Raw genomic sequence first — 24163 nt, 5'->3', positions numbered from 1 at the left:
AAAAATAAGGAAAGTGATGCAATTAGATACTCAAGAGCAACGTGTACTGGGTAGCTTAATCGAAAAGCAAGTCACCACCCCAGAACAATATCCAATGTCACTCAACGGCCTCACCAATGCGTGTAATCAAAAGTCAAATCGCGAGCCGGTGATGGAACTCTCTCAAAATGATGTGCTAGATACATTGACTCGCCTACAAGAAAAACGCTTAATTACCTGCGACGAAGCACTGTCTGGTCGCGTCGACAAGTACAGCCAGCGCTTTTGTAACAGTGATTTTGGTCACCTTAAAGTCAACGCGAAACAAAAAGCGATTATCTGTTTGTTGTTACTGCGTGGACCACAAACCCTAGGTGAACTGCGTACCCGCAGCAGCCGCCTCGCAGAATTCAGTTCCGTACAGGACGTTGAGTCGACATTAAGTGCGATGCAAGAACATGATTATGTGGTTAAGCTTGCCCGAGAACCAGGAAAACGAGAAAGTCGTTATCAACACTTGTTTGGTGACCAAGTCGTTGAACCAACAACAACATCGGCAGAACCCATAACCTACACACAAAATGACAGCGAAATCGAGAGCTTGATCGCCGAGATTGAGCAATTAAAGCAAGAGCTCGCCACCATCAAAGCACATTTAGGGCTTTAAAAAGCGCGTCAGCACCAACATAATAGAAGTTTATCGCCCCGATAGTATTGAGGAACCAGTATGCGTGAAGCAATCATGGCCGAAATGAAAGTTCAGCCAATTATTGACCCAGAATTTGAAGTCAAACGACGTGTCTCATTTTTAAAAGCACGATTACAAGCCTCTGGCTGCTTCACTCTTGTGCTTGGCATCAGCGGAGGCGTTGATTCGTCAACCTGTGGGCGCCTATGCCAGCTAGCTATCGATGAACTCAATGCTGAACATGGTACTGGGGCTTATAAATTTATTGCCATGCGCTTGCCGTATGGCGTTCAAGCTGATGAAGATGAAGCGCAGCTTGCACTCGAATTTATCCAACCTAGCCAGCGCTTAACAGTCAACATCAGGCCTGCGGCCGATGCTATGCACGAGCAAGCACTTGCTGCCATGGCGGGTGGAAGCGTGCCACTGCCTTCCCAAGCCAACGTGGATTTTATTAAAGGAAACGTAAAAGCACGCCAGCGCATGGTAGCGCAGTACGAAATAGCAGGCCTGACTCGCGGTTTAGTAGTCGGTACCGATCACAGCGCTGAAAACATCACGGGCTTTTACACCAAGTTTGGTGACGGCGCCTGCGACTTAGCGCCCTTGTTTGGCCTGTCAAAACGCCAAGTTCGCGCACTAGCGGCTTTTCTCGGGGCACCTGCGGGACTAGTACATAAAGTACCGACAGCCGATCTCGAATGTGACCGTCCAGGCCTTTCCGATGAAGAAGCGCTAGGACTAAGCTATGACAATATTGATGATTTCCTTGAAGGTAAGCCCGTTAGCAGTGAAGTAAACGACAAACTTATTGCCATTTATCAGCGCACCCAACACAAGCGTCAACCAATTCCTACGGTATACGACGAACAATAGTCTTGTTGGCAGGAGATAACCAGTTATTCATCCTGCCAACCCTAATTTCTCAATTCACAAGGTGATTAACGTATGAGCCCCGCAGCTGCACCTATTTTAATTACTGGTGGCGCACAGCGCATTGGACTTGCTTTGGTGAAACACTTTCTCGCTAAACAGCAAGCCATCATATTGACGTATCGCACCAAACATCAAGTTATCGATGAACTAGCATCGCTAGGTGCCATTTGTATCAAGGCCGATTTTGACGAGCCAGAAGCAATCACACAACTCAACAACCAAATTCGTGCCCATACCGACGCACTCAGTGCCATCATCCACAATGCATCGAGCTGGGATTGTGAAGCCAATAACCCTGATTTTTCAGCATTATTCGACAATATGATGCGGATCCACGCTAAAGTCCCTTATTTGATCAATCATGCCTTGAGCGACTTATTGACAGCTAGTAATAGCGTCAGCGATGTGATCCATATTACTGACTATGTAGTAGAAAAAGGCAGTCCAAAACACATTGCCTATGCCGCAAGTAAAGCTGCATTAGATAACTTAACTCGGTCATTTGCCGCTAAGTTTGCACCTAACATCAAAGTGAATAGCATTGCACCTTCTCTTATCATCTTTAATCAAGACGATAGTGACGAGTACAAGGCAAAAACCTTGAAAAAGTCTATTATGGGAATTGAGCCCGGTAGCAAAGAAGTTATCAATAGTGTCGACATGATACTCTCTAGCAACTATATGACAGGACGCACGGTACAAATCGACGGTGGCCGCCATTTGAGGTAACGCATTATGCAAGATAAATTACAACAGAGTTATAAAACGATTATTGAAGCCGTGGGTGAAGATGCAGACCGCGAAGGATTATTAGACACACCCAAGCGCGCAGCGAAAGCGATGGAATATCTGACTCAGGGCTACCGTCAAACACTGGATGAAATCACCAATAACGCGGTATTCAGCTCGGATGCCGATGACATGGTGCTGATCCAAGATATAGAGTTGTACTCTATGTGTGAGCATCACCTTCTGCCTTTCGTTGGCCGTTGTCACATCGCTTATATACCTAACGGTAAAGTGCTCGGCTTGTCTAAATTTGCCCGCATTGTTGATATGTTTGCCCGACGTTTTCAAATCCAAGAGCAGCTAACTCATCAAATCGCCAAGGCCGTTGAGGAAGTCACCGGTGCAAAAGGCGTTGGTGTGATCGTTGAAGCCAAACATATGTGTATGATGATGCGTGGCGTTGAAAAGCAAAACTCTAGTATGCGAACGTCTGTCATGCTTGGTAACTTCAGAAGCGACCCCAAAACTCGCAACGAATTTTTACAGCTAGTGAAAGGATAAGCACGCTATGTCGAATGCCATTATTAAGGTGACGAATTTAAGACTACGTACCTTTATTGGTTTTAATCCCGAGGAGCGGGAGAAAAAGCAAGATGTCGTGATCAATATTGAAATTCACTACCCAGCGGATACGGCATGTTTAGATCATGATAACGTGGCTCACGCGCTTAACTACAAAACCGTGACCAAGGCAATCATCACGCTAGTAGAAGAAGGGCATTTTTTGTTACTTGAGAAATTAGTGGCTGACATACTTGCAGAATGTCACCAGCATCGAGACGTGACGTATGCGAAAGTCACTGTAGATAAACCGCACGCTTTACGGTTTGCTGACTCAGTGTCACTCACGCTTGATTGGTACAGAAGCTAAACTAAGCGATAAGACTCTGATATTCACTTCCTTGCCTTCTGGTGTTAAAAAATCACCTGTAAGGCAAGGTAAATCACCAGTGCATAACGAGCGCCTTTACCGAGCGCAACTAACACAAAAAACCACCCAAAAGAGGTTCGTAAAGACCCCGCTACCACAGTCAAAGGATCTCCGACTATGGGTAGCCAAGCAAATAGCAATGAAAACTTACCGTAACGATTAAATAGCTCACAAGCCTTATCATATTGCTGTTGAGAAACCGGAAACCAGCGCTTATCCCGCCACTTAGCGATAAACCAACCAAGATAATAGTTCACACAGCTACCCAGTAAATTACCCATTGTCGCAGCCAGCCATAACCAAACCAGTTCGCCTTGTTGTTTCACAACGAGCCCACTCAGCGCCAGCTCCGACGACGCAGGTAATAAGGTTGCGGCAATAAATGCAAGCCCAAATAAAGAAAGGTAAATCATATCAACGGCTATAAGAAATTGGACTTTAAGAAATCATCTAAGTGGGGCAATATACTGAAATGCGCGCAAGACTTCAAAAACACAGACACGGAAACAAGGAATAGACATGAAAACAACAATAAAAATGTTACTACTTAGTACCGTTCTCACCACCGGATTTAGTGACTGCAAGGCCTCAAACGAAGCGCTACCACAGGCAGACGATGGCTATCAGACCTATATCTACACCGGCGACTCCTTTAAACATTTGCAATTGACGGATATCAAAAACCAAGCTGTTAGGTTCGATGCTAATCACAAAAAGCTGGTGATTTTATTCGCGACTTGGTGCTCCGATTCGCAACGCTTATTGAGTGAACTAAAACAATCTGAATTACTCACCCAGGCCGAGTTAACCATCGTTGCTATTGGCCGAGAAGAAACTAACACTACACTTGAGCAATTCAACGAAACCATGCAATTGCCCATCCATTTTGTTGCCGATCCCAATCGAGATATCTACAACACGTATGCCAACAAAGGCATTCCTAGAGTCATCTTGCTTGATGAACGCAACCGAGTGATGCAAACCCTCCTCGGTGAGCAACCCAACACCTTATCAAAACTAAACTGGAATTAACGAGGTAACTATATGAATCCAGAAGTCGTTAGCATTCTCACGATGGCCAAAGTTATCCAAACCGCCGTTGCCCCTGTATTTTTAATTACGGGTATTGCTGCGACCTTAGGGGTACTATCAAACCGCTTAGCACGGATCACGGATAGGGCGCGTTTACTTGATCGCAAGATCAATACCACGCAAGATGAAGAGCTCAAAATGCACTTTAGCCGTGAAATGCGCGCACTATTAAAACGGTCTCGTTTTATTCACGTTGCATTTAGCATGAGTGTACTCAGTGCGTTGCTTGTGTGTGCAGTGGTTATGCTGCTGTTCATGTCACACTTGTACAGTATGCCATTGGGCATTACGTTATCGTCTTGTTTTATCGCCGCTATGGTGCTGCTTATTGGCGCATTTGTCTCTTTGCTGGGAGAAATCTTTTTAGCCACCCGCAGTATGCGCAGGGGCATGATATTCAAAGACATCGAGAGCTGATTATTTGAAACTAGTTGCCTTCGTCACAGGGCACTTATCGCAATTGTTTGATTATATTTGTAATTTACATTGAAAATAGGGAAAAATATTAGGGGCTTACTATGAAGAAACTACTTACCGTCACACTATTTAGCTGTCTTGCAGCAACAGCACAAGCTAACACTATGTTTGAATCGGCTGATGATGCAATTGAATACCGCAAAGCGTCTTTCCAATTGATCCGTTTCCAGATTGGCAATATGGGCGACATGCTAAAAGGCAAAGTACCATTTGATGCCGAAGTATTTAAACAACGTGCTCACAATGCTGCGCAATTATCGCAAATGCCTTGGGAAGCATTTATCGACGGTTCTGACAAAGGCAATACTGATGCCCTACCAGCCGTTTGGTCAAACAGAGCTGAGTTCGATGGTAAAGCCAAGCAATTTGCCGAGTATGCTCAAGCACTGGCTGTTGCAGCTGACTCAGGTGACAAAAAGCTGATTGCTTCTGCATTTAAAGATTGGGCAAAAGGCTGTAAAGACTGCCATAAATCTTTTAAAGATTAATCAAAACAAAACAGCCGCATATTTGCGGCTGCTTACTATCTGAATATCTCGTCACTTGCTTGGCTATCACCAACGACACAATAACTCAGACATCGCATTGAGTAACCCACAGCCCTGCTTAATCACACAGCCAAATTGAATTACTGTCAGTGCTAGACTCGTAGATGACGTTTAATGATCAGTCATCAATATAGTCGAAATCATCATCGCCTAGATTTCTACGTAGGCGTTTTTGCTCTAAGTAGTCGTCTAGCTTTCTTTTGACTTTACGCTTTTGCTTGTCATGTTGGTTACGACCCAACTTTTCAAATTCATCGTCTGCAAAATCATCATCAAGCGCATCGTAAGAGAATGTCTTACCCACAACTAACTCCAAAATAAAATAGTCATTAATAAAATGAGAGCCGTCTCTCAAGATCACTATTTAGCGCTAAATTGTCATTCTGAAAAGTGAGAGTTTCTTATCCTTACAATAAAAATTTTTTATCGCCTAATTCATTTTGACAAAAACAACTATATTTTAGTCAATTTCATCACTTTTAGAGCACATTAACTTTCAACAATATAACACAATATATTGATTTTACTTGGGTTTATATTTGGCACTGTTCTTGTAACAACAATCATGAAACTGAGCCAATAAGGATCGACCATGAATAAAATTTTACTACTAACAGCAGCAACAATGATGACAACCACCGTCGCTGCACACGAAAAAAATAACATCACGTTTAGCGGTGACAATTGTGAAGTAGAATTTCAGAATGACGTTAGGATCACACCTGATAACTTGGTGATCACAACGGCCAAAAACAAAACAGCTGAGATCAACAACCTTGGCGAACTGACACTCAATGGCGAGCGCATCGCACTTAATACACAGCAAAAAACGATGCTCACGCAATATGGTGATGAACTAAGAGGCCGCCTACCACAAGTGGCTGATATTGCTTTTGAAGGCATAAAACTAGCGGGCGTCGCCCTTAATGAAGTGGCACACACCTTTAATTTAACCAGTTTAGATAGCATCCATGCTGTGATCGATGATCTTGAAACAGAAGTGCAAAATACGTTTTATCAGCAAGGTGCGTTTGTGATGGGCAAGCAAACCTTTGATGAGTTTGGCCAAAATTTTGATAATCAGTTTGAAGAAAAAATCGAGACCGCAGTACAAGGTGCCATGATGCAATCGATAGGTAGCTTACTGGTTGCGATTGGCAACGAAATGTCAGATGCAAACGGTGATATGAGCAGCTTTGAACAACGTATGGAAAACTTCGCAACACAAATCGAAACCAAAGTTGAACAACAGGCAGAATCTATTGAGAAAAAAGCCGACGCACTGTGTGGCGACTTTGAACAAATCGCGAAAAACGAAGCCATTGTCGCAAAGTCTATCCCCGCCATGTCAGAGTACCAACTGTTTAAATTTAAATAATCTGACGTTGGCATAACTTACATTTAATTAAGGGTACGTTATGCCAACCCTTTCCTTTGTGCATCAGCCAGCTCCCCCAGCGTTTTAATCGCTTGCTCTACCGACGCATCCCACGGCAAGCCATAACTGATACGTATACAATTTTGATACTTTTTGCTGGCACTAAATAGCGTACCAGGCGTAATACTGATCCCACACTCCAGGGCTTTTTGGAACAACAAGGCACCATCGACGTGCTTACCTAAGTCTAACCACAGCACACAACCGCCTTGCGGGCGACTGACTCTTACCTCACTACCAAATGCAACATTCACCGCTTGGATCATACGGTCTCGATTCTCAATTAACCGTTTACGGACCAACTTTAAATGGCGCTCGTAGCCTCCGGAGCTGAGAAAATCCGCTAGTGCCCATTGATTCATTAAAGATGATGAGCAACTCAACGCACGTTTTATGCGCTTTGCTTTTGCACTAAATTGACTGGCGACCATCCAACCCACCCGATAGCTAGGCGCTGCGGTTTTTGAAAATGACGCACATGTGATCACTAAGCCCTTTTGGCTAAATGCTTGTGCCGGAATGCCACGCTGCTCGGTAAAATATAAATCGCCATACACATCGTCTTCTATCAACACCACGTCACGTTGCTCTAATAGCGCCACCAGCTGCGCACGTCTCGTATCTGGCATAAAGCTACCAAGCGGGTTACTAATACTGGTAGAAAACACACACGCTCGAATATCATGCTTTTCAAGTGCCCGTTCAAGGTCGCTCAGCCAAATGCCATCATCCGGGCAAACAGGTATTTCAATGGCCTTTAACCCTAAGTTTTCAGCCAGTTCAACAATGCCAAAATAACAGGGAGATTCAATCGCTATCACGTCTCCGGGCTTGGTTACCGCTTGTAACGCAATCGCCAATGCTTCTTGCGCGCCATTGGTGATCACCACTTCATCCATGTCTATTGCTAAACCCATATCCAAATAACGCCGCACGATTTGCTTTTTTAAGCTATCTAAACCGTCCATAGGGCCATAATTAATGAGTTCGTTCCCTGCTTCTTTCATTGCGCGGCGCATAATTTTGGCAAGAACCTGCTCAGTACCAGCAATGGCGATGGGGTTGGCGATACCTAAGGGGATTGCATGTGGCTGATGGATCCCCTTATACACTTGTTCAATCAACGCCTGCTTGTTCACCACCACAGGTTTGGCGGGCAATCGTGCACGCTTCGGTGAGTCGTTGTGCGAAGCTCTGTGGCATAAAAAGTAGCCGGACTTCTCTTTGGCAATGACTTTTCCTTGATCTTCAAGTGCTTGATAGGCCTGCTTTACCGTTGGGATACTGACATTTAAGTTTTGCGCCATAACACGCAATGAGGGAAGCTTTTCGCCCGGTAAAATAGACTCTTGTTCTGCCATCGACAAGATCATTTGGATCACCTGCTGATAGAGAAAGGCGGAATGTTGGCGTTGAATAACGGTACTCATAAGCAATCATCTGTATAGGTATAAATTAGCAAATTCTGTATATAGCTTATACAGAATAACAGCGTAAACTACAGACTTCCACTGCTGTTTGAATCTAGAGCCGATCATGAAAAATCTATTTCTTTACGCCATCACTGTGTTGATTTGGGGATCAACATGGCTTGCCATTGAATACCAACTTGGCAGCATCAACGAGTTTGTGTCGCTGTTTTACCGCTTTGGCCTCGCCGCGGTTTGTATGTGGGCGTTTGTCATCTATAAGCGTGTGCCAATGCGATTTTCTCGCCGAGATCACGGCTTTTTCATCCTCTTAGCGCTGTGTAATTTTGGTGCTAACTATCTCTTCTTATATTGGGCTCAGGCACATTTAACGTCAGCGATGGCATCAATTGCATTTTCATTATTATTGGTCGTTAACATCGTCAACACTAAGTTGTTTTTTGCCAAACCTATTGCAAAGCGAATTTACTTTGGTGCATCACTGGGCACGCTTGGGATAGTCAGCTTGTTTTGGCACGACTTGGTCGCATTTGATTTGCAAAGCGAGGCCTTCTTGGGATTATCATTAGCTCTATTAGGAACGGTGGTCGCGTCACTCGGTAATATGGTGAGCGTACGCAATTCTAATCAGCAAATTGATGTTATGGCGGGAAATGCGTGGGGCATGCTTTACAGCGCTGTCATGTTAGCAACCTATGTCGCCTTTAGTGAACATCAGTTTATCAACCAAGCGCCGGCATCATATTGGTGGTCTCTGATTTACCTTAGCGTGTTTGGCACCGTCATTGCCTTTGGTTGTTATTTCTCACTACTCAAGAATATTGGGCCTGAGAAAGCGAGTTATTTGATAGTGTTATTTCCTTTTGTTGCCGTGGCCTTGAGTACCTTATTTGAAGGCTTTGAGTGGCAGCAAAACACCTTTATTGGATTTATTTTGGTCATCCTAGGTAATGCGATTGTACTCACGCCTTTAGATCGCATCTACGCTTGGTTGTCCATTCGGTCCCCAGTTAGAAGTTGAAGTCTTACCAATGCTTTAGCTTCTTACTTTTCAGCGCCATTTTATAATGGCGCTTTTTTTATGTTCAGAGCTCGGCGACAGCAAGTTATCGTCGCAGGCGTGCGCCCAACAATCTCGCCATCAGCCTCAATGTCATACCCCTCTTGTGCGATATAAAGCTCTGCAATGCGGCCGTGGTGCACATTTCTTGTACCCATATGGCGTTTAAGTAGCATATTGACAAACAATACCATCCGCTGCCAATGCGTTTGCGGCGTGAACCATAGTAGCTCCAGCTGACCGTCATCAAGGCAAGCCATAGGAGCAGGAGTTAACCCTGCCCCAAAGTGTTTGCCATTCGCAAGTAACAACATCATACCCTGCTCAGGCCACGTATTGCTGTGATAGCGAATGAGTTTGGCAGTAAATAGCGACATTAATCCCGCATAGGTATAGCTCAGCTTTCCTAGCCGTTTGGTTTGTCCTAAGTTATTCATGACATGCGCGTTAAAGCCAATCCCAGCAACATTGACAAACCAGCGCCCGTCCACTTTACCCAAATCAATAGTTGTGACCTGATCTGCAAATACAGCTGCTCGCCACTGTGCTTTGGAATAATGAAACTGCCGAGCAAAATCGTTGCCAGTCCCCGCTGGCAGCAGCGCAAGCGTGTTATCCCGTTCAGCAATGGCATTGGCGACTAGGTGCAAAGTGCCATCTCCCCCAATCACCACCACGCTAACTCCCGCCGTAGCAGCTTGAGCAATTGCGTCCCTATCTGCGACAAAGTTTCCAGTGGTATTAAACCAAGTTGCCGTCAACTGTTGTTGTGTTAATTGTTGCTTTAACCATGCAATTTGCGCTTTCCCCTCAGCACCCGCTAAAGGGTTGACCACCACCAGCATAAAAACCCTTAAATACAAAAACTCAACTTATATGAATAAAAAACCAAAACTAAAACCAAAAATCAAAAACAAAAACCACAAACACACATATTAATTGGGCTGCAGCCTAATCAAGACAATCGCAACCATGCATAAACATGCAAAGAACCCATTAAAACAAAAATGAACAAATCATTAATTCATTAGTTATTTTTATCCGAAAACATCAATTTTTATCGTTTTAAATTTAAACAAATTGCGTGCAAAATAGCCTTGTTTTCAATCATAGCTTATTAGGAGCCAGACATGCTTAATTCAGCTGCACCTTGCAGCCCATCACAAAACACGTTTAACCAAACACAACCAACTAAACAACGTCGTATCAATTGGACGAAGTGGTTGGCAGTATGTGGTCAACACTTAGCGTTAAAAGACGTGATTATGTATAAGTAAGTCTGCACAGAGCATGGCGCCCCAACCCGCCATGCTCTCGTCAGCATTTGTTTCAATAGACCATAAAAGCACCACTTCAACCAGCATTTTTGTACAAAACCTCTTCGTCAAACCGCTAATTTCTAGCACAATTTTAAAAAAACCTCACTTTTAGCACATTTTTTAAGCAAACAGTTTAAAAACGGTTTACAGCGCCTAAATCGCTAAGTATTATCTTTGCCCATGGAGAGATGGCTGAGTGGTTGAAAGCACCGGTCTTGAAAACCGGCATACGTTAATAGCGTATCTAGGGTTCAAATCCCTATCTCTCCGCCATTTTTAAAGTATTGCGCCGGAGAGGTGGCCGAGTGGCTGAAGGCGCTCCCCTGCTAAGGGAGTATAGGGTTTGTAGCCCTATCGAGGGTTCGAATCCCTCCTTCTCCGCCATCACTTATAAGAAAACCGCTTAATTGCGGTTTTTTTATGTCTGCGATTTATCACTTCCACACACAACTGGTCAGACGTCTTTAACCTATGCTATGTTGAGATCTGATTGGAGAAATGAGTGTGACTAATGAAAATACATGTCTTAGAAGGCTATATTCAACATATTTATCTGGTTGAGCACGAAACTGGCCTGCTGTTACTCGATGGTTGCTGTCGTGCCGATGTTGAGTTGGTCTGCAACTACATCCTACAACTGCACAAGCCACTAAGCGCACTCAAGCTGATTGTGGTCACGCATATGCACCCAGATCATGCCGGTGGCGCGCATAAACTCAAAAAACTCACCGGCGCAAAGATTGCGGCCGCAAATGCTCCCAGTCAGTGGTATCGTGGCATTGATGGTGTCATGATGCACCTCTCCGATATGGCGCTGGCACTTTGGGTTGCTGGGAGAAAGCGCAAGGCCAAGCGTAACCTTTGGTATCCAAGACAATTATCACCAGATTTTTTCCTAGCCGACGGTGATAGCTTGCCCTACTTTAACGAATGGCAAGCGATACACACACCCGGTCATACGGATAGAGATTTGAGCTTGTATCATCTCCCCAGTAAGCGCATCTATGTAGCGGACTTGACGGTAAAAGTAAAAGGGCAATTTGTTGCGCCTTTTCCGGTATTCTATCCACGCTTGTATCGTCAATCTCTTGCCAAAGTAAAGGCACTACAACCCCACTCCGTGATCTTGGCGCATCAAGGAGAGGTACTTGCAGAAGAAATTGATTTCAACGCATTGATAGCCCGCGCGCCCAAGCAACCAATGACACATTGGCGCTCGGTGAAGAAGAAGACCAAAAAAGCACTAGGGTTAGGAAACTAGCTTTCGTTGATAACTCGCACCAACTGCGCGATGTCCTCCTGACTATTATAAATATGTGGTGAGACACGAATACCGTAGCGACGATTATCCACAGCAATGTCCGCACGCTTAAGCTGATCCATCACTGACTCATGCCGCGAGCCAAAATGCAAAATAGCGGTCCCCGAGCAAGCACTCTGTGCTGTAGGAGAGCGATAAAATTCAGGCAATGCCGCTTGTAACTCAGATAACAAAGCAAAGTTGTACGCTCTTACTTGCTCAACCCCAAGCTCGGCAAAATAGCCAAGGCTGTGCCCCGCATAGATATAAGGTGCCACACTTGGTGTACCGCCCCAAAAACGCAGCGCACTTTCACTCAGCGCAAAATGGTGAATATCAAACTCGAATGGATTTTGATGCGAAAACCAGCCAACGTCTTTTGGTTCGCAATAAGGCAAGACATCCTCATTCACCCAGATGAAACCGGCGCCAGGGCCACCGCAGCTCCATTTCACACAAGAGCCGATAACGCAATCCGCGCCCCACTCGCTTAAATTTATTGGTAATACACTAAGTGACTGAGCAATATCGATAATACTTCGACAACCATATTGGTTAGCAAGGCTAATGATGTCAGCGACAGGCGCTTGCTGACCGCTGTTCGAATAAACATGACTGACAAATACCCAGTCAATTTGCTCGTCAATATATTGCTGCCACACGCTAAGGTCGTGCATATTCATCGCTTCGGGAATATAAACAATCTCAATATTGTCCAGCGCGTTTTGTAACGCAAATCCCATGCTGGGGAAGTCTTGCTCACTCATCAATACGCGTACTTTGCGAATGCCACTTTCGGGCAAACTCATCGCCCATTTCGTTAAACCACTGGAAAGGTTTGTTTGCGGACAAAACAGGCGCGCATCAGTGTGTAATAGGGAAGCTAGGGCTGAGGTAAAGCGATCAATACCGCTTAGCCACTGCTGCCAAGGCTCTTGGTTTTGTTGTTGCCAGGGCACCATAAATTGCTGATGAAAATCTTCCGCTGCCGATTTCAACATACGACCAACGGAATGACTCAATAAATAGCGACCCGTAGGCAAGTGAAAATCATCCCTATATTGCTTCATGCTTAACCCCTATTGCTTGGCGTAATCGTTTTAAATCATGATGCCGAGTAAAGATATCATCGCGCTCGGCTGCAGCTCGCCTATCTCTTAAGTCCGCGAGTTCTTTGAGTAAGACTTCAATCGGTGGACCACTGGCGGTCACTTTGCTTAAGTGCTGTTGCTGCATCGCCTGCGAAGGTTTGGCGATATACTTTTCGACGAGTTGATTGTGATGTTGTATGGCCGTATCTCCATGCAGCTTACACACTTGTATAAACAAGCTACAAGCAGGGCCAAACCAATCACTTTTCGGTCCTTTCAATGCACTCAGAAACGCATCCATTAAATTAGGCGTACGCATGCATTCACGCAGGGTTGCTTGGTCTTCTGGCATCATATAGAGGAATTTTTCCACCAGCATTTGACCGTAACTAATGTCATTAGCCGGGCATAACCCCAACATCATATCGATAACATTGATACCCGCAAAATCTCCAGCGTTTGCGCCACGATAGACCTCTTTACCAACTCGGTATGGTTTGTAATAGGGTCGTACAACGTAAAAGAATGCCTCGGGATCTAGTTCCTTAAATAACTCTCGATTAGACTCTATCACCTCAAGCAGCGCTTGCTTAACTTGTTTGAGTAGCACCAATGACATGGGATGGGAAATTCCCAAATGATGCACCTTCATTAACGATTCGGACGCGCGTTTATAGGCAAGAATGGCCTGAGTATTGTAGTCGATGAATAAGCGCTCTGCCGGATGAGAAGTAAAGCGCTTATACACGCCGTTGATTGCGCGGTTGTGTGTGGTGAGATGAGCCGTTGCGAAGCGCGGCGTAACTCCCAAAGAGGCACCAATGTGCATGGCCAGTGCCGATGCTTGCGTTAGTGGAGACACCTTTTCACGGCTTGGCTCGGTAATTTCGTGGCGTCTGCATGCAGCCATAAATAGACCAACGTTACCGAGTAAGTCGAATGCTTGCTCAAAGCCCTCGTCGGTATTGCCTTCTTCTAGCAAGGCTTGGACTAGCTGATTACCTTCTTCTAATAACTGTGCTTTTAGCGTTTCACCAACGCCTTCAACGTTTGCTTTATCCTGTTGCTGCCAATAAAGATGCTCAAGCTTGTCGTTAAGGTCGACAAACGGACCTCTAATCCAAGCGTCAAATTGTACGGCTAATGGACTCATGATTACTTCTCGTGATTATTCCACAGTTAAGGCTAGCAAATCACCATGAGCATAATTTGCCAATTTTCTCTAAAAGTTTAATACTGATTAGCAAGAATCACTCTTTTATTTGGTTTATGTCGGTAAATCTAGATGCCAAGGACAAATTGCTCCTTAACGCTTTGCAACATAACGCACGTTTGAGTAATGCCTCACTCGCCGAAAAGGCAAACCTTTCCGATACTCCCTGTCTTCGACGCGTAAAACGCTTACAAGATACAGGAGTAATTTCAGGCTATCATGCGGCACTTGATAGAGCACAAGTTGACCTAAGTATTCTGGTTTATGCATTTATAAAACTCAGTGAAAATACCGCAACCGCAGCGCATTTATTTGAACAACACGTGGAATCTGAAGATCAGGTGATTAGTTGTTCGGTGATCTCAGGAAGTCATGATTACCTATTGGAAATCGTAGCAAAGGATTTGCCCAGCTATGAACAGTTCGCCAAACATCAACTGGGCGCCTGTAAGGTGATTAGCGGGATTGAATCAACGATTGTCCTCAAGCAAACTTTTGCAAAACGCATATTACCGATCCGCTAACCATTTTTATCGTCATCTGTTCTCGCTATACTGCATGTGATTTTATGCTCATAAGGACCGACTATGCGCCACTACCTTACCTCCACAGTATTTGCTTTTAGCCTGTTTGCTTCACCTTTGGTCATCGCACAAGACTGTGTTACCCAAGTGAGTGATATGTCGCTATTCACCAAGAGCAAAAAGTCGGGATTATTCCGCGAAGCGATCGATAAAGGCCCCGTCACCGTCGATGTGGGGAATGTAAAAAACTATAACGATTATATTCGTTCGACTAAGCAAATTATTGAAAGCCGCAATCCTCGCGCTACACTGCCATGCCCGTTAATAACGCCCACAGCAAAATTACTTAACCTGACAATCCCCAAGGTAAGTGACTTAATCGCGCCATTTTCACTTGAGCATGACAACAAAGATCACGCCATTTTACTTATCCATGGTCTGACCGATTCTCCTTTTACTTTTCACTACCTTGCGTCAGCGCTCTATGAAGCAGGATACAATGTCAGAACCATGTTACTGCCAGGCCACGCGACTGCACCAAGCGATTTAACCGAAGTTGATATTGACGATTGGCAAACCCATACGGATTATGCCATCGCACAGACGAGCCAAGATTTTAAGCATTTTTCCGTACTTGGTTACTCCACTGGTGCCGCCATAGTGCTGAGTAGCATAGCGAAGCACAAGCCCAAGAATTTAGGCTCTGTTGCACTTATTTCACCCGCCACAGAGCCACATAATAAGAACGGTTGGCTAGCCAAATGGATTGATTACGTGCCATTTGTCAATTGGATAGATGAAGACGCCGATTTGGATTTCGCCAAATATGAATCTTTCCCATGGCATGGCGCAACGTTAGCCCATCAGGCTATGGCGCCACTCAAATCACTCACCACTTTGCCAGATGTACCGATGTTTATCAGCTATAGCGATGTCGATACCACCATAGACAATCATGCAACGGCAAAGCTGCTAGAAAAATGGCAACCTAAATCAACATTGACCCAATTTATCTACTCGGAAACGCCATCGACTAAGCAAGGTGTGAATTATCGGAGCGTGAAAGCCGACAACATTGTCGATATGTCTCATATTGGTATTTTGCAGCCACCTGAACATATTTTTTACGGCCGCAAAGGGCCTTATCGTAATTGCACCAGTTACCACTTAGAAGACCAAGCCTTCATTAACTGCCGCACAGGTAAAACCGTCCATTTTGGCGAGCGTCACGAGAAAAGCATGACGCAATACACCGCTCTTGCGCGGATCACGTTTAACCCTGATTACAGTAACTTTGAGCAAGCACTGCTCGCATTTTTTGACGGCCACAATGACTGAGTACCAACATAGGTTTATTCATTCTCTAACTGAAGTGACAGAAGCACAGTGGGACTGCGTTTCACCATCACATGTATTTACGAGCTACGCGTGGCTGCTTGCATTAGAGTCGAGCGGCTGCACCAGCAAAGAGACTGGCTGGATACCACATCACCTAATGATTGAACGCCAGGGCGAGTTGATTGCAATTTTACCAGGCTATATTAAATCGCACTCTTATGGCGAGTACGTTTTTGATTGGGCTTTTGCTGAAGCCTACGAGCGCCATGGATTAGATTACTATCCGAAATGGCTATGTGGCGTCCCCTTTACGCCAACTCAAGGGCCAAGAATATTAACTAAACGTCTATCTTCTTGCTTGCTTGAATATATTGACGCTACGCTCACGAGCCTCGCCCAACTAGGCATTAGTGGAGTCCATATTAATTTTTGTCGTGAAAGCGATTTTCTCACTCAAAGTCATTTAACGATGCGCCGCAATGTGCAATTTCATTGGCATAATCGAAGTTACGCCGAGTTCGATGATTTTCTCGCACGACTCACATCAAGAAAGCGTAAAATGGTCATGAAAGAGCGCCAAGCTGTGACAGCCCAGGGTATTAACATAAGTTGGACTGTTGGCAGAGAAATAAGCACAGCACAACTTGATGCGTTTTTTCTTAGTTACCAGCTCACCTATCTTAAGCGATCGCGACACCACGGCTATCTCTCTCGCGACTTTTTTCAGCAAGTTATCACCTCGATGCCAGATAAGTTTCGTCTTTGCTGCGCCTACTTAAACCACGAAATTATTGCCACTAGTTTATATCTTGTGGATGGTGATACCTTGTATGGTCGCTATTGGGGCGCAATTGAGGATAGTTACGACTTTTTGCATTTTGAGCTGTGTTACTATCAAGGCATAGAGTACGCCATTGCTAATCAGCTTGCTGTCTTTGACGCGGGTGCTCAAGGCGAGCACAAGTTAGTGAGGGGTTTTGAGCCGGTGTGGAGGCAATCGTATCACCGCTTATTTCAACCTGACTTTCAACACGCGCTTGAGGATTTTACCAAGCGCGAAGCAGACGCACTCGGGCATTACTTTACCGAGTGCCAAGCAAAACTACCGTTTAAACACCAATAAGCGATTATTAGCCGGCATCGTATAGTCTTGCTGTAGTGTAAGTTCTTGCTCTGCCGCAAGCGCCAATACCCATTCTTGATCGCGAATGCCACTCTCTTTGTCTTGCGACTTTAAATACGCATCAAACTCTCGGTTACTCTCGCTGGTAAATTCACCTTGATAATTAAACGGCCCATAAACTATCAGGTAGCCGCTTTCTTTAAGGTGTCGTCCAACGCCTGCAATTAAACGCTCTACGAGCGTTGATGACACAATGTGCAAGGTATTAGCGGTATAGATCACATCATAACGCTGATTAACAGGCCACCCATGGTGTAAGTCTAGCGCCAATGGCGGTAAAGCATTTTCTAACTCAGCGTCATCAAGCCACGCTTGAATACCTGCGTGATTAACCTCCCTGTCCGCCGTCTGCCACGTTAAATGCGGTAACGCCGCAGCAAAGTGCACCGCATGCTGACCCGTACCAGAACCTACCTCTAGCACTTCCAAAGGTTTATTTAGATAGGGAGTGAGCTTTTCTAATATTGGCTGTTTATTGTTTTCACACGCTTGAGAGTAAGGTTTTGTCATCTCGTTTGCACTATTTTGATCGATTTATGCGCCTCATTGAGGCAAGAATTTATCTCAATTGCAAGGCAAATAGCTAAAACTTCCACTAAGCAATTAAAATTAGAAAAGAAATTTATTTTGGTACAACTTCTGCTAAGTTTAAAGAGTACTAAGAGGAGAAGCGAGCATGAAAATTTCAGAGATCACCCAAATGCCAAGCCAACTTAAAAGCGAAGGACTTGTTCTGAAGAAGCGTAAAAATACCTTCACGAAAAGTCGCGCTTACCGACAAGAAGTCGCCAACCTGATGCAACTCGAAGAACAAGAGAAAGAGCATTCAGAGCAGCAATATCTCCTCGGCTATAATTAAGCTGAATCACACTTTCTTAAATTCATTTCAGACTCATAGTGAGCTGCTATGGTGAATGCTAAACAAATTGTTTGGCAGTGCGAATACTAAAGCTTGAATTGCCAACCAAACGATGTAATGATAACCATTATCATTACATCGTTTGGTTTTGTATTTATGCAGCTAGCTACTTTATTACAAACTTATCGTGCGAAGCTTAATCGCCACTGCCAGCGACCACAACTTGAGGCGCCGCTCTTGGTTGCGGAATATATTTCAGCAGGCATAGGCATGGCAAAATGGTACGAGCGCCATAATAACCCGCTGCTGCAAGAGCTTTATCTTAAAAATACATTGTCCGAACTGTTAGAACAGATTGCCGATCCACTCGTTGATACAGCCATACGTAAACAATGCATGGATCAATTATTTAAACCTTTGTTGGCACTAAAACGGTTTTATAAACATCACCATACTTCGTCACGGCAATTTTTGAAGCTCCAGCGAGATGCGTGCCAAACCTGCCAGCAGTTTAACCCTTTTTATTAGGAGCAACGATGACTACATTTCGTCAAGAATCCGATAGTATGGGAACATTAGATGTTCCTGAGCATGCGCTCTACAAAGCGCAAACACAGCGTGCTGTAAATAACTTTCCTATTAGCGGGATCACAATGCCAAGTAGCTTTATCAAAGCATTGGCCTACATCAAACAAGCCGCAGCGGAAACCAATCAATCCCTTGGCCATCTATCAAGTGATAAAGCAAAAGCAATTGTGAGTGCCTGTCAGCAGCTAATCGATGGCAAACACTTAGATCAATTTCCAGTGGATGTCTTTCAGACTGGTTCTGGTACCAGTTCAAACATGAATGCCAACGAAGTGATAGCTACTCTAGCTACTGAATTAAGCGGTGTCGCAATTCATCCTAATGATGACGTTAACATGGGCCAAAGCTCAAACGATGTGATCCCAACAGCGATTCACGTGAGTAGTGCAATCACAGCAGTGTATGACCTTCTGCCTGCACTAAAACACTTATCTAGTAGTATTGAACAAAAAGCAGAGCAAGTTGGTCATCACGTCAAAACTGGCCGGACGCACTTGATGGATGCAATGCCGGTGACCTTTGCACAAACATTAAGTGGCTGGCAAGCGCAAGTAGATAATGCCTGTCAGGGCATTGTTCATTCCTTAGAAAAAGTTTACGAGTTAGGTCAAGGTGGAACAGCAGTAGGCACAGGTATTAATGCCGATCCACAGTTCGCTAAATTATTTAGCCAAAACCTGAGCACTAACATCGGGATCCGCTTCAGTAAAGGCAACAACTTTTTCTATCATATCGGCTCACAAGACGCGATTGTGGGACTTTCAGGCCAACTTAAAACCTTTGCAGTAGCACAAATGAAGATAGCCAATGACTTGCGCTGGATGAATTCAGGACCGCTTGCTGGCCTAGGTGAAATCGAGCTTGAGGCGCTACAACCAGGCTCTTCAATCATGCCAGGTAAAGTAAACCCTGTTATTCCAGAAGCGGCTGCAATGGCCAGTGCTCAAGTGATAGGTAATGACGCAACGATTAGTGTTGCAGGCCAGTCTGGCAATTTTGAGCTGAATGTTATGCTGCCAGTGATTGCATTAAATATTTTGCAAAGCATTGAGATCCTCTCAAATACCGCGAGGTTACTTGCGGACAAAGCTATTTCAAGCTTTAAGGTGAATGAGCTGAATATTCAAAAGGCACTGGCTAAAAACCCGATTTTAGTTACCGCATTAAATCCTGTGATCGGGTATGAAAAAGCAGCACAAATTGCCAAGCTTGCCTACAAAGAAGGACGCCCAATTATAGAGGTCGCTGCTGAGCAAACCGATCTGAGTGAACACGAGCTCCAATCATTACTCGATCCGCAAAAACTCACCAAAGGCGGTCTATAGCGCTGTCCCTCACAGCCTGCGATCACATATAGTGTATGCAGGCTGCAGAGCTTGCTATTCCTTAAGGACTTGCGTAGTTTAATTAGCAAACATTAGGAGAGCATATAATGAACAAGATGATCCCCACTTTACTGGCAACCTTTTTGCTGTTTGGTTGCCAAGAAGAAGTAACTAAAGAAGAAACTGTAGAACAAAAAGCACAAGAAACTAAGCCTGTAAGCGAAAACCACACCGAAATTAAAGAATCAAAAGAAGCAAGCTTACCTATTCAACAAGATGGTAAAAAGCTCGACACCTCTGACATCAAAACCCATAAACAGTCATTGGAAAGCGTGGTGGCCGACAAAAGCTGTGATAACGATACCCAGTGTAAAGTCATTGCCGTTGGCGATCGTGCCTGTGGTGGCCCTTCTTCTTATCTAGTGTATTCAACAAGATCAGCAGATGAGGCCCAAGTTAAGCAGTTAGCGGAGCAAATTACTACATTAGAGCGCGCCTATAATATGCAAAATCAGATGATGAGTATCTGTCAGCATTTAATTGAACCCGCAACACAATGCGTTGAAAATAAGTGTGTTAAACTAGAAAATAGTCGTCCTACATACTAGAGGCAATAATGAAGTTAGCTATTTCTCTCGCTTGCATCGGCACACTAATTGCGGCGTTATCTGGCTGTGAAATAACACCAAGCGATGCAACAAGTCGCTCGAATGCTACGCATACACTCAGCGATATAAAAGCAAATATAGGATGTGATGCAAGCTATCAGTGTAAAGTAATTGGAGTAGGTGAGCGATTAACCTGTGGTGGACCAAGAGAATACCTGATCTACTCAACGAAGCATACTGATGAGCAAGATGTAGAAGCTGTCGTTAGCGCCATTACAGAGCAAGAAAAGCTGAATAACAAAGGAAAAGCGCCAGCGGTTAGTTGTGAACCTGTGATGCCAATACAAACACTATGTATTGCCCATACCTGTCAGGCTGTGCCTCTATAGACTGATGAGCACTCAGGTTATCGGATAAGCTCATTGATCACTGAGATCACCATCACTAACAGCGCACAAATACTCGCATTAATAATGTACTTCACTTCAAGCTGCTTCTTAATCCAATAGCTATACATAAAGCGAATTAAGTAAGTGGCTGAAGTACCAAACAATGCAAATATTACCAACAGTGCAATTAAATGAAATGACACACTAAGACCCCCTGTTTTTAGCCCATCATATCGTTAATTGACCCTTCCTTATAGCCCTTATTGCATAAAACCATATAGCAACTTCTCGCTTACAAATGCTCGGTGGATAAACCACCTCCTACCATGTTGCACTGTGCCTATACTGTGGTAGGAGCGCATTTACTTAGGTTTAGAAAACCTCGCGAGATTTTTCCGGAACTTCATTGCAAGCCATCGGCGGGTAAACCGCCTCCTACCATGTTGTACTGTGCTTATAATACTATGGTAGGAGCGAGTTTACCTCGCGAGATTTTTAAATCTCAAATCTCTATACCCCAAACAGCAAAAAACCCGTCGCATTGCTGCAACGGGTTTTGATGTACATGGATGTTCGAATGTCGATGAAGTTCATGGATGAACGCTTTTCATCAACCTCTTATTTGGCCCTGGCTCGCTACGAAGTAGGATGTTCTCATTTTTTAAATAGAGAGTCACATGGGTGATCCACACTATCATTGACCGGGGCCGACCCTTCGGCTGTTTTGTTTCACTTCTGAGTTTGGGTGACGAGAAACCGAAGCACCGCTTCGCAGTTCGAGGAAGTGAGCACAAGGACGCACGAAGGGGAGATGCTACATGGAAGTACTTTACCTCAAATAGCAAAAAAACCCGTCGCATTGCTGCAACGGGCTTCTCTTATTTGGCCCTGGCGATGTTCTACTTTCACATGGGTAATCCACACTATCATCGACGCTGTTTTGTTTCACTTCTGAGTTCGGCATGGGGTCAGGTGGGTCCAAAACGCTATAGTCACCAGGAAATTCTGTTCATCAATGAAGTCTCCTTCATCAATGTAAATCTGGAAAAAGCTATTAAATTCTTTTGTCTACTTTAGTCTATTAACTTCTGTTAGCTAAGGCCTCCATGGATGGAGGTCATGCTAGGAATTGTCTGGAACAATTCTAGTAAACCACTTTGGCGTTGTATGGTTAAGCCTCACGGGTAATTAGTACGAGTTAGCTTAATGCCTCACAGCACTTCCACATCTCGCCTATCAACGTTGTAGTCTTCAACGGCCCTTCAGTTGACTCTAAGTCAAAGTGAGAACTCATCTCGAGGCCTGCTTCCCGCTTAGATGCTTTCAGCGGTTATCAGTTCCGAACGTAGCTACCGGGCAATGCAATTGGCATCACAACCCGAACACCAGCGGTTCGTCCACTCCGGTCCTCTCGTACTAGGAGCAGCCCCTCTCAATTCTCAAACGCCCACGGCAGATAGGGACCGAACTGTCTCACGACGTTCTAAACCCAGCTCGCGTACCACTTTAAATGGCGAACAGCCATACCCTTGGGACCGACTTCAGCCCCAGGATGTGATGAGCCGACATCGAGGTGCCAAACACCGCCGTCGATATGAACTCTTGGGCGGTATCAGCCTGTTATCCCCGGAGTACCTTTTATCCGTTGAGCGATGGCCCTTCCATTCAGAACCACCGGATCACTATGACCTACTTTCGTACCTGCTCGACGTGTCTGTCTCGCAGTTAAGCTTGCTTCTACCATTACACTAACCGTACGATGTCCGACCGTACTTAGCAAACCTTCGTGCTCCTCCGTTACTCTTTGGGAGGAGACCGCCCCAGTCAAACTACCCACCAGGCACTGTCCTCAACCCCGATTCAGGGGCCTAAGTTAGAACATCAACACTACAAGGGTGGTATTTCAAGGTCGGCTCCACAGAAACTAGCGTCTCTGCTTCAAAGCCTCCCACCTATCCTACACATGTAGGGTCAATGTTCAGTGCCAAGCTGTAGTAAAGGTTCACGGGGTCTTTCCGTCTAGCCGCGGGTACACAGCATCTTCACTGCGATTTCAATTTCACTGAGTCTCGGGTGGAGACAGCGTGGCCATGGTTACACCATTCGTGCAGGTCGGAACTTACCCGACAAGGAATTTCGCTACCTTAGGACCGTTATAGTTACGGCCGCCGTTTACCGGGGCTTCGATCAAGAGCTTCGCCTAAGCTAACCCCATCAATTAACCTTCCGGCACCGGGCAGGTGTCACACCGTATACGTCATCTTACGATTTTGCACAGTGCTGTGTTTTTAATAAACAGTCCCAGCCACCTGGTCACTGCGGCTCTCGTTTGCTTACAGAGCAAGTCCTTCACAAACAAGAGCGTACCTTCTCCCGAAGTTACGGTACAATTTTGCCTAGTTCCTTCACCCGAGTTCTCTCAAGCGCCTTAGTATTCTCTACCTGACCACCTGTGTCGGTTTAGGGTACGATTCAGTATGAACTGAAGCTTAGAGGCTTTTCCTGGAAGTAGGGCATCAACAACTTCACCACCTTAGTGGCTCGTCTCGACTCTCAGCCTTAGCAACCCGGATTTTCCTAAGTCACCAGCCTACAGCCTTTCACATGGACAACCAACGCCATGCTTGCCTAGCCTGCTCCGTCCCCCCATCGCATTCATACCGAGTACGGGAATATTAACCCGTTTCCCATCGACTACGCTCTTCAGCCTCGCCTTAGGGGTCGACTCACCCTACCCTGATTAACATGGGATAGGAACCCTTGGTCTTCCGGCGGAGGAGTTTTTCACTCCTCTTGTCGTTACTCATGTCAGCATTCGCACTTCTGATATGTCCAGCATGCCTCCCGGCACACCTTCAGCCACTTACAGAACGCTCCCCTACCCCGCGAATATACCCCGAAACTATCTCTTGCCAACTCAACGTGTTGGTCGCTTGACCGTTGGGCACTTCGTGCGTCAACGTTAATCTTAAAATAGTTTGGGTGGTATATTCGCAGCCGTAGCTTCGGTGGTATGTTTAGCCCCGTTACATCTTCCGCGCAGGCCGACTCGACTAGT

Annotated in this window: 28 protein-coding genes, 2 tRNA genes and 2 rRNA genes (1 of these 32 cut by a window edge); 22 read left to right on the top strand and 10 right to left on the bottom strand. The window is 45.0% G+C overall.

What is annotated here, in order from left to right; all coding sequences use genetic code 11:
• The first annotated feature begins 16 nt into the window (after positions 1-16).
• The 5 genes from PNC201_RS00315 to folX all read left to right on the top strand — a co-directional run bounded on the left by PNC201_RS00315 (position 17) and on the right by folX (position 3263).
• Positions 17-646, top strand: a complete 630-nt coding sequence (locus tag PNC201_RS00315; protein ID WP_102055823.1) for a YceH family protein — start codon at positions 17-19, stop codon at positions 644-646.
• Between the two features lie 60 nt (positions 647-706).
• Positions 707-1543 carry an ammonia-dependent NAD(+) synthetase gene (gene nadE / locus PNC201_RS00310; protein ID WP_010604210.1) on the top strand — a complete coding sequence of 279 codons (837 nt, stop codon included), beginning with the start codon at positions 707-709 and terminating at the stop codon, positions 1541-1543.
• Positions 1544-1615: 72 nt separating this feature from the next.
• Positions 1616-2332 (top strand): dihydromonapterin reductase, encoded by a 717-nt coding sequence (gene folM / locus PNC201_RS00305; protein WP_102055822.1) that lies wholly within the window; start codon positions 1616-1618, stop codon positions 2330-2332.
• Between the two features lie 6 nt (positions 2333-2338).
• Positions 2339-2893, top strand: coding sequence for a GTP cyclohydrolase I FolE (gene folE, locus PNC201_RS00300; RefSeq protein WP_010604208.1), 555 nt, complete (start codon positions 2339-2341; stop codon positions 2891-2893).
• 7 nt (positions 2894-2900) lie between these two features.
• Positions 2901-3263 carry a dihydroneopterin triphosphate 2'-epimerase gene (gene folX / locus PNC201_RS00295; RefSeq protein WP_095727082.1) on the top strand — a complete coding sequence of 121 codons (363 nt, stop codon included), beginning with the start codon at positions 2901-2903 and terminating at the stop codon, positions 3261-3263.
• 44 nt (positions 3264-3307) lie between these two features.
• On the opposite strand, the gene PNC201_RS00290 is transcribed toward folX, so the two are convergent.
• Positions 3308-3736, bottom strand: coding sequence for a YqaA family protein (locus PNC201_RS00290; protein WP_102055821.1), 429 nt, complete (start codon positions 3734-3736; stop codon positions 3308-3310).
• Positions 3737-3842: 106 nt separating this feature from the next.
• On the opposite strand from PNC201_RS00290, the gene PNC201_RS00285 reads away from it, so the two are divergent.
• The 3 genes from PNC201_RS00285 (at position 3843) to PNC201_RS00275 (ending at position 5380) form a co-directional block, all read left to right on the top strand.
• The gene (locus PNC201_RS00285; protein ID WP_102055820.1) at positions 3843-4355 is read left to right on the top strand and encodes a TlpA family protein disulfide reductase; all 513 of its coding nucleotides are present in this window, start codon (positions 3843-3845) and stop codon (positions 4353-4355) included.
• 12 nt (positions 4356-4367) lie between these two features.
• The gene (locus PNC201_RS00280) at positions 4368-4832 is read left to right on the top strand and encodes a DUF2721 domain-containing protein (protein ID WP_017219384.1); all 465 of its coding nucleotides are present in this window, start codon (positions 4368-4370) and stop codon (positions 4830-4832) included.
• A gap of 101 nt (positions 4833-4933) precedes the next feature.
• Positions 4934-5380, top strand: a complete 447-nt coding sequence (locus PNC201_RS00275) for a c-type cytochrome (protein ID WP_102055819.1) — start codon at positions 4934-4936, stop codon at positions 5378-5380.
• 178 nt (positions 5381-5558) lie between these two features.
• On the opposite strand, the gene PNC201_RS00270 is transcribed toward PNC201_RS00275, so the two are convergent.
• A complete protein-coding gene (locus PNC201_RS00270; RefSeq protein ID WP_010604204.1) occupies positions 5559-5744 on the bottom strand; it encodes a PA3496 family putative envelope integrity protein in 186 nt (61 codons plus the stop codon).
• A gap of 288 nt (positions 5745-6032) precedes the next feature.
• Here PNC201_RS00270 and PNC201_RS00265 point away from each other — a divergent pair, with 288 nt between their 5' ends.
• Complete coding sequence (locus PNC201_RS00265; protein ID WP_102055818.1) at positions 6033-6818, top strand: YggN family protein; 786 nt, start codon at positions 6033-6035, stop codon at positions 6816-6818.
• 38 nt (positions 6819-6856) lie between these two features.
• Here the strand turns inward: PNC201_RS00265 and PNC201_RS00260 are convergent, their stop codons facing one another.
• On the bottom strand, positions 6857-8308 hold the full coding sequence (locus PNC201_RS00260) for an aminotransferase-like domain-containing protein (protein ID WP_026345634.1): 1452 nt from the start codon (positions 8306-8308) through the stop codon (positions 6857-6859).
• A gap of 106 nt (positions 8309-8414) precedes the next feature.
• Here PNC201_RS00260 and PNC201_RS00255 point away from each other — a divergent pair, with 106 nt between their 5' ends.
• Complete coding sequence (locus PNC201_RS00255) at positions 8415-9329, top strand: DMT family transporter (protein ID WP_039490974.1); 915 nt, start codon at positions 8415-8417, stop codon at positions 9327-9329.
• A gap of 41 nt (positions 9330-9370) precedes the next feature.
• Here the strand turns inward: PNC201_RS00255 and PNC201_RS00250 are convergent, their stop codons facing one another.
• On the bottom strand, positions 9371-10213 hold the full coding sequence (locus PNC201_RS00250; RefSeq protein WP_102055817.1) for a diacylglycerol/lipid kinase family protein: 843 nt from the start codon (positions 10211-10213) through the stop codon (positions 9371-9373).
• Between the two features lie 285 nt (positions 10214-10498).
• Here PNC201_RS00250 and PNC201_RS23355 point away from each other — a divergent pair, with 285 nt between their 5' ends.
• The 4 genes from PNC201_RS23355 to PNC201_RS00235 all read left to right on the top strand — a co-directional run bounded on the left by PNC201_RS23355 (position 10499) and on the right by PNC201_RS00235 (position 11948).
• On the top strand, positions 10499-10645 hold the full coding sequence (locus tag PNC201_RS23355; protein ID WP_017219379.1) for a hypothetical protein: 147 nt from the start codon (positions 10499-10501) through the stop codon (positions 10643-10645).
• A 224-nt stretch (positions 10646-10869) separates the two neighbouring features.
• Positions 10870-10960: transfer RNA gene (locus PNC201_RS00245), tRNA-Ser, on the top strand.
• 18 nt (positions 10961-10978) lie between these two features.
• Positions 10979-11071: transfer RNA gene (locus PNC201_RS00240), tRNA-Ser, on the top strand.
• A gap of 127 nt (positions 11072-11198) precedes the next feature.
• Positions 11199-11948 carry an MBL fold metallo-hydrolase gene (locus PNC201_RS00235; protein ID WP_102055816.1) on the top strand — a complete coding sequence of 250 codons (750 nt, stop codon included), beginning with the start codon at positions 11199-11201 and terminating at the stop codon, positions 11946-11948.
• Here the strand turns inward: PNC201_RS00235 and PNC201_RS00230 are convergent.
• Positions 11945-13057, bottom strand: a complete 1113-nt coding sequence (locus PNC201_RS00230; protein WP_102055815.1) for an aminotransferase class V-fold PLP-dependent enzyme — start codon at positions 13055-13057, stop codon at positions 11945-11947. The two genes, PNC201_RS00235 and PNC201_RS00230, sit on opposite strands and share 4 nt — an antisense overlap.
• On the bottom strand, positions 13044-14231 hold the full coding sequence (locus PNC201_RS00225) for a PrnB family protein (RefSeq protein ID WP_102055814.1): 1188 nt from the start codon (positions 14229-14231) through the stop codon (positions 13044-13046). The genes PNC201_RS00230 and PNC201_RS00225 overlap by 14 nt, the downstream gene beginning before the upstream one ends.
• A gap of 116 nt (positions 14232-14347) precedes the next feature.
• Here PNC201_RS00225 and PNC201_RS00220 point away from each other — a divergent pair, with 116 nt between their 5' ends.
• The 3 genes from PNC201_RS00220 (at position 14348) to PNC201_RS00210 (ending at position 17276) form a co-directional block, all read left to right on the top strand.
• A complete protein-coding gene (locus PNC201_RS00220) occupies positions 14348-14815 on the top strand; it encodes an Lrp/AsnC family transcriptional regulator (RefSeq protein ID WP_026001098.1) in 468 nt (155 codons plus the stop codon).
• 63 nt (positions 14816-14878) lie between these two features.
• Positions 14879-16153 (top strand): alpha/beta hydrolase, encoded by a 1275-nt coding sequence (locus PNC201_RS00215; RefSeq protein WP_102055813.1) that lies wholly within the window; start codon positions 14879-14881, stop codon positions 16151-16153.
• Positions 16146-17276: a GNAT family N-acetyltransferase gene (locus PNC201_RS00210; RefSeq protein WP_102055812.1), complete on the top strand. Its 1131-nt coding sequence runs from the start codon at positions 16146-16148 to the stop codon at positions 17274-17276. Before PNC201_RS00215 ends, PNC201_RS00210 begins: the two co-directional genes overlap by 8 nt.
• Here the strand turns inward: PNC201_RS00210 and PNC201_RS00205 are convergent.
• Positions 17256-17846 carry a DUF938 domain-containing protein gene (locus PNC201_RS00205; protein ID WP_102055811.1) on the bottom strand — a complete coding sequence of 197 codons (591 nt, stop codon included), beginning with the start codon at positions 17844-17846 and terminating at the stop codon, positions 17256-17258. The genes PNC201_RS00210 and PNC201_RS00205 overlap by 21 nt on opposite strands.
• A gap of 166 nt (positions 17847-18012) precedes the next feature.
• Between PNC201_RS00205 and PNC201_RS00200 the strand changes: the two genes are divergently transcribed.
• From PNC201_RS00200 to PNC201_RS00180, 5 genes are all read left to right on the top strand, one after another.
• Positions 18013-18195, top strand: a complete 183-nt coding sequence (locus tag PNC201_RS00200) for a hypothetical protein (RefSeq protein ID WP_010378070.1) — start codon at positions 18013-18015, stop codon at positions 18193-18195.
• Between the two features lie 117 nt (positions 18196-18312).
• Positions 18313-18723, top strand: coding sequence for a hypothetical protein (locus PNC201_RS00195; RefSeq protein ID WP_010604192.1), 411 nt, complete (start codon positions 18313-18315; stop codon positions 18721-18723).
• 8 nt (positions 18724-18731) lie between these two features.
• On the top strand, positions 18732-20108 hold the full coding sequence (locus tag PNC201_RS00190; protein WP_102055810.1) for a class II fumarate hydratase: 1377 nt from the start codon (positions 18732-18734) through the stop codon (positions 20106-20108).
• 107 nt (positions 20109-20215) lie between these two features.
• On the top strand, positions 20216-20716 hold the full coding sequence (locus PNC201_RS00185; protein WP_102055809.1) for a hypothetical protein: 501 nt from the start codon (positions 20216-20218) through the stop codon (positions 20714-20716).
• A gap of 8 nt (positions 20717-20724) precedes the next feature.
• On the top strand, positions 20725-21105 hold the full coding sequence (locus tag PNC201_RS00180) for a hypothetical protein (protein ID WP_102055808.1): 381 nt from the start codon (positions 20725-20727) through the stop codon (positions 21103-21105).
• Between the two features lie 17 nt (positions 21106-21122).
• Here the strand turns inward: PNC201_RS00180 and PNC201_RS00175 are convergent, their stop codons facing one another.
• The 3 genes from PNC201_RS00175 to PNC201_RS00165 all read right to left on the bottom strand — a co-directional run.
• On the bottom strand, positions 21123-21308 hold the full coding sequence (locus PNC201_RS00175; RefSeq protein ID WP_010378060.1) for a hypothetical protein: 186 nt from the start codon (positions 21306-21308) through the stop codon (positions 21123-21125).
• A gap of 683 nt (positions 21309-21991) precedes the next feature.
• Positions 21992-22105, bottom strand: a 5S ribosomal RNA gene (gene rrf / locus PNC201_RS00170).
• A gap of 167 nt (positions 22106-22272) precedes the next feature.
• A 23S ribosomal RNA gene (locus PNC201_RS00165) occupies positions 22273-24163 on the bottom strand; it runs 1088 nt beyond the window's last position.

This window comes from Pseudoalteromonas sp. NC201 (assembly GCF_002850255.1).
Classification (GTDB): Bacteria; Pseudomonadota; Gammaproteobacteria; order Enterobacterales; family Alteromonadaceae; genus Pseudoalteromonas.
The sequence above is the reverse complement of the archived record's forward strand: the minus strand, read 5'-3'. Positions and strand labels throughout refer to the sequence as shown.